Genomic DNA, 13,806 nt, shown 5'->3' on the forward strand with positions numbered 1-13,806 from the left:
ACAGTCGGTTCCGTTTTGATGGTTCCGATTGTCAGGTTAGTTGAGTTGTCCGACCTTTTCCTTCCAGATCTGTTTTCCGTCAAGGAGTGTTTGCAATGGCGTTCTGCCGCAACACTTTTTCCCTTGATGTGTCCTTTCGATGTTGTAATGTTCCATCCAGACATCCAGATCGGCCTGCAGTTCCTCCAGAGAGTTATACAGTTTCCGCCGGAAGGCAACCTGGTAAAACTCGTGCAGGATGGTCTTGTGGAAACGTTCGCAGATGCCGTTTGTCTGCGGATGCCGCGCCTTGGCCTTGGTGTGTTCTATGTTGTTTATGCCCAGATAAAGCTGGTAGTCATGCGTTTCCAGTCTGCCGCAGTACTCTGTGCCCCTGTCCGTCAGCATGCGGATAATGCCCATTTCCATTGAAGTGAAGAATGGCAAAACCCGGTCATTGAGCAGGTCGGCTCCGGTGATGGGTGTTTTGGTAGTGTAGAGCTTGGCAGCCGCCCACTTAGAGTAGGTATCCACAAAGGTTTGCTGATAAATACGGCCGACGCCCTTGATGGTGCCGACGTAAAATGTGTCCTGACTGCCGAGATATCCGGGATGATGGCTTTCTATTTCGCCGCAAGCCTCATCGTCGTGTTTTTTACGCTCCAGAGCTTGTACCTGGGCTTCGGTGAGCACAATGCCCTCTTCAGCGGACTTCTTCTCCAGGGCGTTCAGGCGCTGCTTCATTGAGGCCAGGTCATGGCGCAACCAGATGGAACGCACCCCTGACGGCGACACAAATACGCCGGTTTTGCGCAGTTCGTTGCTGGCCCGCACTTGCCCATGAGCAGGGAAGGCTATCGCAAAATCCAACACCGCCAGTTCCGTGGCCTCTTCCACGCGATTTTTCAGGTTGGGCTTTTTGCGGCTGACCTCAAACAGCGCTTCAACGCCTCCGGCGTCTCGTGCTGTTTGATACCGGTAGAAGGTATCTCTGGAAAAGCCCATGATGCGGCAGGCTCTGGAGACATTGCCGAGTTCGGCAGCAAGGTTGAGAAGTCCGGTCTTGTGTTTGATGACGTTTTGATTGAAACTTTCCATGGGGAAACTCCGTGGGCGCTGTGCCCGGTTGATGGTACGTTTACACTTCCATCAAAACGGAGTTCCCCTCGCTTTTCAAGGGACAACTGTCAGATCAAATCGCGACTACTTCACATAATGAAACTGGCTGGCTGGCGGCGCACATAGTATACAGCTCCCCCACGCTCCCCTCCTCCTACAGTGCTTGCTGCGCCAAAAACCTTGCTCTTGTCCCCACTTCTGAACGCATGAAACAACTCGGCGAGCGCCACGCAAGGCACATGCGGCGCGCCTCCGGCTCGGTGCCATCCCGCCCCCCCCTTGCCCCTGGTGCGGCTTTTGTCGAGCGGCATTCACGTATTGCCCTTTGGCAAGGTTTACTGCTAAATTTAAAGGGTTATTCATTTTGTCGGAGCAGGCTGGCCTTGGGGATACGCGTTCCCAATGGCAAGCCACGCCAGTTACGGCGCGTACTCACGCAAACGGGTTGCGTTTGCGGTTTTTCGGCGGGCGCTGCCCACGCGCCACCCGCGTTTCACGGTGAAAACGCTTTAGAGCAGTTTACAAATGAAAGGAGTTAACTGCTCTGCAAGGATTTTTCCTGACAATCCTTGCCACAAAATGCGAATAGGCAGGCTTTTGCCTGCCGGACATGAGCATTTCACGTGTTAAATGCTCCCAAAAACCACCCGGAGGCCCGGCGTGAAATCCTTTTTGACCTTGCAGCCCGTGGAAACGGTTATCGGGCATATCCGCACCTTTCCCGTGCTGTGCGCCGAGCGCATCCCGCTGGACGCGGCCTCTGGCCGCCGCCTTGCGGATGATTTTACGGCCCCCGCCGATCTGCCCGGATTCGACCGCGCCACTGTGGACGGCTACGCCGTGCGGGCACGCGATATTTTCGGCGCGCAAGAGGGCAATCCGGCCCTTGTGGAATGCGTGGGCGACTGCCCCATGGGGGCGGCTCCCTCCGTCATTCTCCACGAGGGGCAGACTGCGCGCATACTTACGGGCGGCATGCTGCCGCAGGGTGCGGACTGCGCCGTCATGGTGGAGTATTCCCGCCCTGCCGGGGGCAACCTTGTGGAGCTGACCCGCAGTCAGGCCCCTGGCGACAACGTCGTTCTGCGTGATGACGACGCCGCCACCGGAGCGCGGCTCCTTGCCGCCGGACGCCGCCTGCGCCCGCAGGACATCGGCCTTCTGGCGGCCTTTGGCCAGACCGATGTGGTGGTGCGGCGCAGCCCGCGCGTGGCCATTGTGTCCACCGGGGATGAAGTGGTGCCCATTGAAGAAACGCCGCCGCCCGGAAAAGTCCGCGACGTCAACGCCCACAGCATCGCCGCCCTGTGCCGCGAGGCAGGAGCGCAGGCAGTGCGGGCCGGGCTTGTGCGCGACGATGCCGGTGAACTTGAGGCATGCCTTACAAGGCTTGCCGACGAATACGATGTGGTGGTGGTGTCGGGCGGCTCGTCGGCGGGCATGCGCGACCACACGGTTGACGTGTTCACCGCAGTGCCCGGTGGCGAGATTCTCACTCACGGCGTAGCCCTCAGCCCCGGCAAGCCCTTCATTCTGGGCCGCGCCGCCGCTGCCGGGCGCACACGCTGCCTCATGGGGCTGCCGGGGCATACCGCCAGCGCCCTCATCTGCGCGCGGGTCTTTCTGCTGCCCCTGCTCCACCATCTTCAGGGGCAGACAGAGCCGGAAATTGCCCCCCGCGTTCCGGCGCGCCTGACGCGCTCCATAGCCTCGGCACAGGGCCGCCGCGACTACCTGCGCGTACGCCTGACGCCGCTTGAGCAAACAGCGCCCACCGGCGGCGACGCGCTGTGCCCGCTGTATGAGGCCGACCCCCTCACGGGAACCTCCGGCATCATTACCGGCATGACGGCGGCAGACGGCCTGCTGGTCTGCCCGGAAAACCGCGAAGGATTCAATGCGGGAGACATGGTCATGGTGGAGCTGTTTCAGTAAAACCGCCACACATACCCGCACCAGCACGGAGAACGCCCTTGAAACGCAATACCTACCTGACCCTGCTGCCGCCCGATGAAGCCAGAAGCCTCTGGTTTACAAAGCTCAACGCCCACGTGCACAGCCTGGCGGAAGAAACCGTTCCCCTGACTCAGGCGCTTCGCCGCGTGCTCAGCCGCCCTGTGGCAGCCCTGCGGTCTTCCCCGGCATTTCACGGAGCGGCCATGGACGGCATTGCCGTCAATGCCGAAGACACCTTTGCCGCTTCCGCGCGCAATCCCCTGCGCCTTGAGCTCGGCAAGGCCGCCCACTGGATCAATACAGGGCATCCCCTGCCCGACGGTTGTAACGCCGTCATCATGGTTGAAAACGTCAATACCGAAACGGTTGAAGGCGTTCAATGGGCCGTCATAGAAAAAGCCGCCTTTCCCTGGCAGCATGTGCGCAAGATGGGCGAGGACATGGTGGCCACGGAGATCATCCTGCCGCCCGGAGTGTGCATTGGCCCGTACGATCTGGGCGCTCTGGCTGCGGGCGGCGTGCTTGAAGTGCCGGTGTTCGCGCGCCCGCGCGTCGCCATTGTTCCCAGCGGCTCGGAAATTGTGCCCTTGAGCGAAGCTCGGGAGGAAGACCTGCGCGCCGGACGGGTGCTGCCGGAATTCAATTCGCTGATTTTTTCGGCCATGATTACTGAGGCCGGGGGCCATCCCGTCACCCTGCCCGTGGTTCCCGACGAACCAAAGGCCATTGCCGCCGCCGTCATGGCCGCCCTTGGTGGGACGGGGCCAGAAGCAGGTACGGGGACGGAGTCTGGAGCGTGGTCGGGAGCGGACGCAAGTGCGGGAGCGGGAGCCGACCTTGTCATCCTTAATGCCGGGTCTTCGGCTGGCAGCCACGACTACACGGCCCATGTGCTGGAATCATTGGGCGAGGTGCTGGTGCACGGCGTTTCGGTCATGCCCGGCAAGCCCACGGTGCTGGCCGTGGTGCGCGGCAAGCCCGTTATCGGCGTGCCCGGCTATCCGGTTTCGGCCGGTATCGCCATGGAAGAATTTGTGCTGCCCCTGCTGGCCCTGTGGCAGAAGCGTGTCGCCCCGGAGCGCGAAAAGGCCACGGCCATTCCCTGCAACCCGCTGCCCTCGCGCCCCGGTATGGAAGAACGCCTGCGCGTGAAGCTGGGCCGGGTGGATGGAACCATAATCGCCGTGCCCCTGCCGCGCGGCGCGGGAACCATCACCAGCCTGAGCCGGGCCGACGGCATCATCCGCATCCCCCGCGACAGCGAGGGTTGCGACGCCGGGGAACCCGTGACAGTGGACTTGCTGCGGCCGCAGGCCGCGCTTGATAACGCCCTGCTGGCCATAGGCAGCCACGACAACACGTTGGACCTGCTGGACAGCCTGCTGCGCAAAACCCACCCCCGCTATCGCCTCACCTCGGCCCACGTTGGCTCTCTGGGCGGGCTCATGGCCCTTGGGCGCGGCCAGTGCCATCTGGCGGGCAGCCATTTGCTGGATGCCGCCAGCGGCGTATACAACCGCAAGGCCATTGAAGAAAACCTTGAAGAACCCGTTGTTCTGCTGCGCCTTGTGGACAGGGAACAGGGCATTTTGACAGCGCCGGGCAATCCCCTTGGCATCAGCGGCATTGAGGATCTGGCGCGGCAAGGGCTGCGCTTCGTGAACCGGCAGCGCGGCAGCGGCACCCGTGTGCTGCTGGACTACAGGCTTGCCTGTCTTGGCATTGCGCCCACGCGCATCACCGGCTACCGGGATGAGGAATACACCCATATGAATGTGGCCGCAGCCGTGCTTTCAGGCCGCGCGGACGCGGGCCTTGCCGTGCGCTCCGCCGCCAACGCGCTGGGCCTGCCCTTTGTGCCCGTGGGTGTGGAAGAATACGACCTCGTCATCCCCCGGCGCTTTTATGAAACTCCGGCCATGCAGGCCCTGCTGGACGTCATACGCGGCGCTGACTTCAAGCAGGAAGTAACGGCCCTCGGGGGCTACGGCACGGAAAAGACGGGGCAGATCATCTGGGAATACCCGGGCAGATAGGCCCGGCGGATTGTCAGATCACGACAGACAGCGGAAAGAAGAAAAAAATTGCCCTACCCCGTGGGGGTTGCTACGCCGTACCCCCGCGTCAGTGTGGCTCGGCAGCCACTGATAGCCGCCGCCTGCCCGCGCTGGCGGGTTACTCCCAGAAAAAGCGTTCCAGTTCCGGCACGGACATGTCCAGATGGTAGAGGGGCGAGAGCACCCCAGGGCCATGACCGGCCGGCATATTACCGGCTGGCGAATGCCCGGTTGCCGGGTTTCCCCCGGCCCCGACGGTTTCAGCTCCCGCCTCAGAAGACGGGGCAAGCACCACGCGCAGGCACAGCCTGACCATAAGGCAGGCCACAGCTGCCGGAGCCAGCGTGCCCACGCCTTCACGGCGGGCTTGCGTCAGTTCTTCAACGCTTTGCCCCTGCGGATACAGTTCCGGCAGACGGGGCGTCGGCCCCCCGTTCATGTAGGCAAAGCCCTCGTCCCGCAGGACGGAGCCGTGCACAAAGGGCACCCCCGCCGCAAGACTGGCCTTTTCCAGTGCGGTCTTGGCCGCGATAGTGTCGAGGCAGTCCAGGGCCACGTCCACACCCCGCACAAGATCCGGCAGATTGTGCTCGTCCGCCTCAACCTGCACTGCCTCGGCGTCAAGGTGCGAGGCCACATCGGCAAGGGCCTGCCGCAGCACAAGGGCCTTGGGACGGCCCAGAGCGCTTTCGGTGCAGAAGCGCTGGCGGTTGAGATTGCTCTCGTCAAAAACGTCATTGTCCACAAGGCGCAGAAAGCCCACGCCCATACGCGCCAGCAATTCCGCCGCGTGCCCTCCAAGCCCGCCGCAACCAAGAACAAGAATACGGCTGCGCAACAGACGGGCCATGTCCTCTGAGGAGAACAGGCCATAGTTACGGCGAAAACGCTCGGGCCAAATGTTGAAGGACAGCAGGCGCGCCATGGCCTCACCCTCGGACAGGCCATGCAGTTTAGCCCAGGCCCGCAGGCCCGCGAGACTCACAAAAAGCGTGCTGTCAGGCGTGCCCTGCCCGCAGGAGGCCGTGGCGCTGGCAGAATGTGGGGGGTATTCGGCGCGCAGGTAGGGGATAAAAAAGGCGCGCGTTTCTGGTTTTGTCATGGCCAACGGACGCTAGCCTCCACCGACAGCCGGGAAGAAGGCAATGCGATCTCCGTCGCGCAGGAGATCGTCCACCTTACGCTGGCGTCCGTTGACCATAACAATTTTGATGTCTTGCAGCGGCAGATTCAGATGCCGGGCCAACTGTTCCGCGCTGCTGCCTTCCGGCATGGCAAGGTGCAGGCCCGCTTCCGGATTATAGCCGGACACGTGGTCGCGCAGCGTGGTGCTCAGCTTCACGGTCAGGTGCATGACAAACTCCTTGGCCGCAACGTGGCCAGATCATATATGCCCACGCCGCCGGGCCGCCGTCAAGCTATACGCAAAGCCCATGTCAGCCCTTGCGCAGGTACAGACCTATCTACCGCAACAGCAAGACAAAATTTTCCGCCGCCCCGGTCTTGCCCGACCGGGGCGGCCATGTTTCGTAATGCGAACTAGCCCTTTTCCTCTATCCAGTTGAACACGGTCTTGAGTTCGTCGTGGGTGATGTCAAAAGTGGTGTTGTGCGGGGGAAGCTTTTCATCCGTAAAGAAATCGGGCAGCACGTCCGCGGCCTGGGTGATGCCCGCGCGGCGGTTGAAGTCGATTTCCGTGGACAGGATGCGCTGGCCCAGAGTCACCACGTCATCACCCGTAAGCTGCCAGCCGAACTTGGCGTTGAGCATGTCCACAATGGCGGGCAAAGCGTCCGGCACGTCAAGAATGGCAAAAGCCGTGAACAGGCACAGCCCCACGGAGTCCACCGAGGCCGTAGCCACCTGCAGATTGCGCGAAAGCTCGATCTGGCCTTCCTTTTTCAGCGGATCAACCGTGCCGCCGCTGCTCAGGATGTTGGCGGTAACGGCATACCCGGCCGTGTGGTCAGCGCCCATGGGCGACGTGGCGTAGGTAACGCCCTGGCCCTTGACGGCACGCGGGTCATAGGCGGGCAGGCTCTGCCCCTTGACCGTGGGCACCCGGCGCACGCCGAAAACCCGGCCAGTGGTGGCCGTGCCGCAACCGATGACGCGCCCAAGGGGCGTGCCTTCGCTGATGGCGTGCATGGCGGCCAGCACGGCCTTGGCGTCGCCGTAAGGAATGCCCCCGCCAGCCATGGCAACGCCCATGGCGACACCCACGTCAATGGTGTCCACGCCGATGTCGTCGCACAGATAGTCATACTGCGAGATGGCGTCCAGATCCCCGATGCCGGAGTGGGGGCCAAAGGCCCACAGGGTTTCATATTCCGGCCACTTGCTCTGGAACTTGCCTTTCTTGTCGGGCAAAATGCCGCTGCAACGGATCATGCAGCCGCTCATGCAGCCATGCGCCACCGTGCCGCCGCGTTCCTTGGTAATCTGGTTCAGCAGCTCGCCGGACACGGCCTCATGCTTGTCAAACCGGCCCACGGTAAAGTTGGCCGTGGGCAGGCCGCCCGCTTCATGCAGAATGTTCACAAGCACGGCGGTGCCGTACTCCGCAAGGCCCTTGCTCGTGATGGGATGCTCGGCCAGTGCCTTGGCAAAACGCTTGGATGCGTCGCGGAAAGCCGCTTCGTCCACAAGGGGCTGATTCTTGCCGCCCTCGGGATTCACGATGATGGCCTTGAGTCCTTTAGAGCCCATAACCGCGCCCACGCCGCCGCGACCGGCATGGCGCATGGGGCGCAACTCGCGGTCGGTAAAGGCGATGGAGGCGGCGGTGAGCTTGAACTCGCCCGCGCGACCGATGGTCACATAGCTGCAATCACTGCCGTACTTTTCAATAAGCCTGGCCACGGTATCAAAGTTGTTCAAGCCCGCCGTTTCAGAAGGCACAAGCTTTGCGTGGTCCTTGCTTACTTCAAGCTGCCACCACTGGCCTTCTTCGGCCATGTCTTCAACAATAACGGCAAGAATGGCCAAGCGGGCCAGATGGCCGCCGGGCTGACCGCCCGCGTTGGATTCCTTGATGCCTTCGGTAAGCGGGCTTTTACAGCCCACGGAAATACGGTTGGCGTTGGGGCTGTTGGTGGCGCCCAACAGGCCAGGCGCGAAAACCAGCTTGTTGTGCGGGCCGATGGGCGTGCAGGTGGGCGGAACTTCACGCGCCACAATGGCCGAGGTCAGGGCGCGACCGCCAAGGCCCGCATATTCCTGAGGAATTTCTTCAAACACACAGGTTTTTGTCGCCATATTAACGCGCAAAAAACGAAACATGGGGCCTCCTTACAGCGCTGCCGCGCAGTATATGTTTTCGCAATATCTTTTTACACAGCAAGTCTTTAATCGCTTTCTACGGCAGGATCAGAAAAAACGGCAACTCCCCAAAAAAAACGACACGCTTTCATGCCCAAGCGGCACGAAAGCGGACAAAAGAAGGACAATACGGCAAATGCGCGCCGCGTGCGCCGTGTGCAGGGGCTAGCACGAGTTCATCTCAAGGGCTTTGTGGGGGGGGGAAATGGCCGGAATGGACGCAATCAATCTGCTTGATCACTCCTTCCCTGGGTAAATTTGTGCATGGTTTTGGGGTATTTTTCTGCATCCCGGCCGGGGGGATTGCCAAACATCCTGGAGTACTCACGACTGAATTGCGAAGGACTTTCATACCCTACATGATACGCGGCCTCAGCAGCGCCTTTCTGTTCCGCCGTTATGAAGCGCCTGGCTTCGATCAGGCGAAGCTGCTTTTGGAACTGCATGGGCGTCAGCGTGGTTATCTCTTTAAACCGCTGGTGAAGGCTGGAAATACTCATCTCCGCAATTCCCGCCAACTCGTCTATTCGTAGTGGCTCTCTGAATTTCTGATTGATATGCGCAATGACTCTGCCCACTTTCTGCAAATTGCCTTCGTGCATGGCCAGGTGTGCAATATGACGCCCATGCACGGATTTCAAAAGACGGTAGCATACCTCCCTGATGTACATGGGAGCCAGAAACCCGGCATCCCCGGGAGCGTCAAGAAGTCGGGCCAACCGCAGCAGCGGCTCTCCCAAGTCATCATCCATGGCGTCCACGAACAGTGAACGGGCGGCCAGCTTGGAGCCGCATGGCAGTATGTTCCCAGCCAGAAAAATCTCCCCGGCCATAGCAAGATCAATTTCCACTTGCAGGCATAAGTATGGTTTTTCGGGAGATGCCTTGGTGATCATGCCAATGATGGGCATGGTCACGGGGATGGTCATGTAGTCGCCCACATTGCAGTCGTAAATTTCCTGCCCGTAGGTTATCGCCTTGGCTCCCTGAATCACCAGGCAGATGCAAGGATTGTATATTTCGGGGAGATGCTCGTTGGGGTTGTCAATCCGGATGCAAGTCAAGCCCCCTATCCTGGTCTGATTGAACTCTTCCCCGGGGGCATGGCGCGCGACAATGTCCGCCAGTTCCTTGAGCGCCGCATTCTTCATGTGCAACCTTCTTCTTATTTCATAAAAAATTATTTTTTGTATTATCAGGCAATGATCGCGGAAGATCGTGTATTCACCATAAGCCCGTAAATCCATAATGTCCACCTCAAGCCACACCGAAAGTGCATGAAATATGTCTGGTAATGTAGCGACAGATCGCCAGGAACCCCCTCGCCAGGGAAAAATGCTTCAGATCGTAGCTGCTGCGCAATAAATATAAAATTGCATTTTTCGGCAATATCAAAAACTACTCAAGGAGAAAAACATGGTACGGTTCACTATTCCACGTGAAGTTTATTTCGGTGAAAACGCACTTGACAGACTGGCTTCGGTCAGCGGGACGAAGGCCATGCTGGTGGTCGGTTCAGAGAGATTGAAAAAAGACGGGACGACCGCAAAGATTCAGTCTCGTTTGAAAAAGGCCGGTATTGAATCTGACATTTTTGCTGGAATCGAGGCGGATCCTTCAATTACAACCGTGATGAAGGGCGTTGCCGCCATGAACAGCTATGGCCCTGACTGGATTATCGGCATCGGCGGCGGCTCTCCCATTGACGCCGCCAAAGCCATGTGGATTTTCTATGAACATCCCGACTTCACTTTTGAGGAGGCGGCAAAGCCGTTCAACCTTCCCGAACTTCGCCGCAAGGCGCGGTTCATCGCCATCCCTACCACCAGCGGCACCGGTACGGAGGTCACATCGTTTTCCGTTATTACCGATTATGAAACCGGCATGAAATACCCCATTGCGGATTACAATATCACCCCGGATATTGCCATTCTCGACACGAGCCTCGTGGCCGACATGCCCCTCGCCCTGATTGCGGATACCGGCATGGATGCTCTGACCCATGCCATTGAGGCGTACACATCCACTATGGCAAATCCCATTACTGACGGTCTGGCCATCAAAGCGATTCAGATGATTGTCCGCGATTTGCCAGCTTCTTATGAAGGGGATGTAACTGCCCGCAACAGCGTCCACCTCGCCCAGTGCATGGCGGGAATGGCATTCTCCAACGCCATTCTTGGCGTCGTGCATTCCATGGCCCATAAGACCGGAAGAGTGCTTGACATTGCGCATGGCAGGGCAAACGCCATCTACCTCACATACGCCACGCAGTATAACGCCAGAACTGCTCCTGAAAAATACGCCGAGATCGCCCGCTATCTTGGTTTGGAGGGAAAAACCGATGCTGCATTGGTGACGGCCCTGGTGGATTGCATCAAGAAACTGCGCTCCGACCTGAATATGCCATCCTCTCTCAAGGAGCATGGCACGGACGAAAAGTTTTTTATGAGCCAGGTCAAAGAGATAGCCAAGGAGGCAGTCGGAGATCCGTGCACGGGAACAAATCCGCGTCCTGTTTCGGAAGAAGAAATGACTGGGCTGTTTGAAGCGGTATATTACGGTAAGGACGTCACGTTTTAAGCGTCCCACTCCCTTTTCCCCTGTTTATATAACCGGGGAACAACGTTCAACACCTTACGGAACAGCAAGGCGCATCCAGATGTTCTTGTGGCGATTTCCGGCATTGGCGGTCTCGGCCATGATTGAGGTTTCCCCCTTGAAACGCGCCAGGGAAGCATTTGAAGAAATGATGGCCGCAAAGACGCATTTCCGCGCGGTTTTGAGCATGTCCCAATAAATAACTACGCCACTGAACACTTTGTATGTGTTTAGTGGCGTAGTTAATTTATGTTATGCGGAATCCCTACGAGGGGCGGATTATACCAGCATGGATGGCACTGCCGTCAGCGTGCCGCGCTCAAGCCGGAACTGCGCGCTGGCATGGCTCAGGATGTCCTGATGATGGTGCGCAACCTGAACCACGGCCATGGCTTTTCACAATGCCACTGCCAGAGCACTTCTGGCGCAAAAATCAGTTCACTTCATTCCAGTGTCTGCCCAGGCGGATTTCGCGCGCCCCCAGCGTACGGATCAAGGCCGGATCATGCGTGGCGCAGACCACGGTCGCGCCCTCACTGCGGCAGTTCTCAATGGCGCGCACCATGGCGCGGGCGCTGGATGCGTCCACATTGGCGGTGGGTTCGTCCAGCAGAAGCACCTTGGGCCGCAGCGCCAGCCGCGAGGCAAGGGCGATCCGCTGCCGCTCGCCGCCCGAAAGTTCGCCGGGGCCGCGCTCCGCGAAATCCCAGGGATTGTCAAAACCAGTCGCGCGCATGCACTGCTCGTACACAAGCTTGAGCGACGCCGCGTCATGCCGCAGCCGCAGGCCCAGCACCACATTGCTGAAAACGCTCATGCGCAGCAAATAGGGGTCCTGAAGCAGCAGGGTTGCCTCCCGCCTGCCAGTGCCCGCCCCGGCATAGCGCAGTTCGCCCGACACCGGGCGCTCAAGAAAAGCCAGCAGCCGCAGCAGGGTGGATTTACCGCAGCCATTGGGCCCGGTCAGGGCCACGGCTTCACCCTTGCGCACCTCAAACAGGGGCATGTCCAAAACCTTGCGGCCCCCGTAAATCTGCACAAGGTCGCGCCCTTCATACAGCAGTTTGCTCATGCCCGTTCCCTGTGGCGAAAAAAGGCCAACACAAGATTGATGACAAAGGCCATGAGCAGCAAGATGAGGCCGAGCGCTATGCCCTGGGCAAAATCGCCCTTGCTGGTCTCAAGCGCTATGGCCGTAGTCATGGTGCGGGTGGCATACCGGATGTTGCCCCCAAGCATCATGGCGACGCCCACCTCGGTGATGACGCGCCCGAAGGCGGTTATGCAGACCATGCCTATGGAATACCGGCACTCCCACAACGAAAGCGCCGTGACCTGCCGGGCATTGGCCCCCAGCGTCAACAGGGTTTCGCGGCAGCGCGGATCAAGACTTTCCACTGCCTGCGCCGTCCAGGACACCACAATGGGCAGGGCGAGCACCGCCTGCCCCACGGCCATGCCCGGCAGCGTGAACAGCAGCCCATACTGCCCCAGTGGGCCGCGCGCCGTTATGAAGGCATAGACCAGCAGACCGATGAGCACTGTGGGAAAAGCCAGAAGCGTGTCTGAAACAAGGCGCAGGGCCCGCCTGCCGGGAAAGGAGCAGTAGCCGAGGGCGAAGCCCATGGGCAGCCCCAGCAGCAGAGCCGCCGTCATGGCATAGCATGTGGACAGCAGCGTCGCGTAGATGGCGGACAGGGTGGCCGCGTCCATATGCGCAAGAAGAGCCAGCGCGCTGGAAAAACCATTGACCAGATAGTCCATACAAATGCCCGAAAGTTCCTGAAATGACGGCGCGGCGCACTGGCGGCGCAAGCGCGGGAAAAGACTCCCCGCGCCCGCGCCGCAATATACGTCAGTTATTTACCGGCGTTGGGGAAGAAGAGCTGTTTGCCCTTGAGCTTGTAGTCCGCAATTTTCTGCTGCGTGGCAGGGGCCACCCACCAGTCCTCGAACTTCTGCGCCAGCTCCTTTTTGACCTTGGGGCACTGGGCGGGATTGACCGCAATGACGCTGTACTGGTTGAAAAGCGCCTTGTCCCCCTCAACAATGATGACCAGAGGGTTCTTGTCGCCCATCTTGTCGGCAAAGGTAATCCAGGTTCCACGGTCGGTCAGGGAGTAGGCCTGCTTTTCAGCGGCCATGTTCAGCGTGGCGATCATGCCCTGACCAGCGGAAAAATATTTGGGATCCTTGTCGGGCGTGATCTGGGCCTGCTTCCAAAGTTTTTCTTCGGCCTTGTGGGTGCCGGACTGGTCGCCACGGCTCACAAAACCCGCCTTGGCGGAAAAAATGCCGCCAAGCGCCTCGGCAGTGCTCTTTCCCTTTACCTTGGCCGGGTCAGAGGCGGGGCCCACAATGACAAAGTCATTGTACATGACCTGACGACGGTCAATGCCGTGACCGGCTTTGACAAATTCCATCTCGCTCGCCGGGGCATGCACCAGCAGCACGTCAGCGTCGCAGTTTTTGGCGATCTCAAGCGCCTTGCCCGTTCCAACGGCCACCCATTTGAGTTCAATGCCCGTTTCCTTTTTGAACATGGGCTCAAGATATTCCAGCAGGCCGGAGTCCTGAGTGCTGGTGGTGGTTGCCATCATGAGCGTATCCGCAGCCTGGGCGGCTGGGGCCAATGCCAGCGAGCCCAGCAGGCAGGCGGCCAGAGCGAAACGGGACGCGCAGAACATTTCAGAAATACGGAACATGAGAAACTCCTGTTAAAGATATTTCGTTGCCCGAAGGCAGCGTCATGCCACTACATGTGATCATCACG

General features: G+C 59.7%; 11 protein-coding genes. 3 read left to right on the plus strand and 8 right to left on the minus strand.

Going from position 1 to position 13,806, the window contains the following annotated elements:
• Positions 1-36: 36 nt before the first annotated feature.
• Entirely contained in the window at positions 37-1,077 is a 1,041-nt protein-coding gene (locus DESU86_RS02670; RefSeq protein WP_072312028.1) for an IS481 family transposase, read from the minus strand.
• Positions 1,078-1,758: 681 nt separating this feature from the next.
• On the opposite strand from DESU86_RS02670, the gene DESU86_RS02675 reads away from it, so the two are divergent.
• Together DESU86_RS02675 and DESU86_RS02680 are read left to right on the plus strand one after the other, a co-directional pair.
• Positions 1,759-3,033: a molybdopterin molybdotransferase MoeA gene (locus DESU86_RS02675; RefSeq protein ID WP_179979637.1), complete on the plus strand. Its 1,275-nt coding sequence runs from the start codon at positions 1,759-1,761 to the stop codon at positions 3,031-3,033.
• Positions 3,034-3,071: 38 nt separating this feature from the next.
• Positions 3,072-5,090: a molybdopterin biosynthesis protein gene (locus DESU86_RS02680; RefSeq protein ID WP_179979638.1), complete on the plus strand. Its 2,019-nt coding sequence runs from the start codon at positions 3,072-3,074 to the stop codon at positions 5,088-5,090.
• 139 nt (positions 5,091-5,229) lie between these two features.
• Here DESU86_RS02680 and DESU86_RS02685 read toward each other — a convergent pair whose 3' ends face one another.
• The 4 genes from DESU86_RS02685 to DESU86_RS02700 form a co-directional block, all read right to left on the minus strand.
• Positions 5,230-6,213 carry a HesA/MoeB/ThiF family protein gene (locus DESU86_RS02685; RefSeq protein ID WP_179979639.1) on the minus strand — a complete coding sequence of 328 codons (984 nt, stop codon included), beginning with the start codon at positions 6,211-6,213 and terminating at the stop codon, positions 5,230-5,232.
• A 12-nt stretch (positions 6,214-6,225) separates the two neighbouring features.
• Positions 6,226-6,465, minus strand: coding sequence for a MoaD/ThiS family protein (locus DESU86_RS02690; protein ID WP_179979640.1), 240 nt, complete (start codon positions 6,463-6,465; stop codon positions 6,226-6,228).
• A 185-nt stretch (positions 6,466-6,650) separates the two neighbouring features.
• Complete coding sequence (locus tag DESU86_RS02695; RefSeq protein WP_179979641.1) at positions 6,651-8,393, minus strand: aldehyde ferredoxin oxidoreductase C-terminal domain-containing protein; 1,743 nt, start codon at positions 8,391-8,393, stop codon at positions 6,651-6,653.
• 263 nt (positions 8,394-8,656) lie between these two features.
• The gene (locus tag DESU86_RS02700; RefSeq protein ID WP_232088398.1) at positions 8,657-9,679 is read right to left on the minus strand and encodes an AraC family transcriptional regulator; all 1,023 of its coding nucleotides are present in this window, start codon (positions 9,677-9,679) and stop codon (positions 8,657-8,659) included.
• A gap of 169 nt (positions 9,680-9,848) precedes the next feature.
• Here DESU86_RS02700 and DESU86_RS02705 point away from each other — a divergent pair, with 169 nt between their 5' ends.
• The gene (locus DESU86_RS02705) at positions 9,849-11,015 is read left to right on the plus strand and encodes an iron-containing alcohol dehydrogenase (protein ID WP_179979643.1); all 1,167 of its coding nucleotides are present in this window, start codon (positions 9,849-9,851) and stop codon (positions 11,013-11,015) included.
• A gap of 451 nt (positions 11,016-11,466) precedes the next feature.
• Here DESU86_RS02705 and DESU86_RS02710 read toward each other — a convergent pair whose 3' ends face one another.
• From DESU86_RS02710 to DESU86_RS02720, 3 genes are all read right to left on the minus strand, one after another.
• Positions 11,467-12,105, minus strand: a complete 639-nt coding sequence (locus DESU86_RS02710) for an ABC transporter ATP-binding protein (RefSeq protein ID WP_179979644.1) — start codon at positions 12,103-12,105, stop codon at positions 11,467-11,469.
• Positions 12,102-12,797, minus strand: a complete 696-nt coding sequence (locus DESU86_RS02715; protein WP_179979645.1) for an ABC transporter permease — start codon at positions 12,795-12,797, stop codon at positions 12,102-12,104. The genes DESU86_RS02710 and DESU86_RS02715 overlap by 4 nt, the downstream gene beginning before the upstream one ends.
• Positions 12,798-12,892: 95 nt before the next feature.
• Complete coding sequence (locus DESU86_RS02720; protein ID WP_442873487.1) at positions 12,893-13,720, minus strand: substrate-binding domain-containing protein; 828 nt, start codon at positions 13,718-13,720, stop codon at positions 12,893-12,895.
• Positions 13,721-13,806: the final 86 nt, after the last annotated feature.

Origin of the sequence: Desulfovibrio sp. 86, from assembly GCF_902702915.1 — a bacterium.
GTDB lineage: Bacteria > Desulfobacterota > Desulfovibrionia > Desulfovibrionales > Desulfovibrionaceae > Desulfovibrio.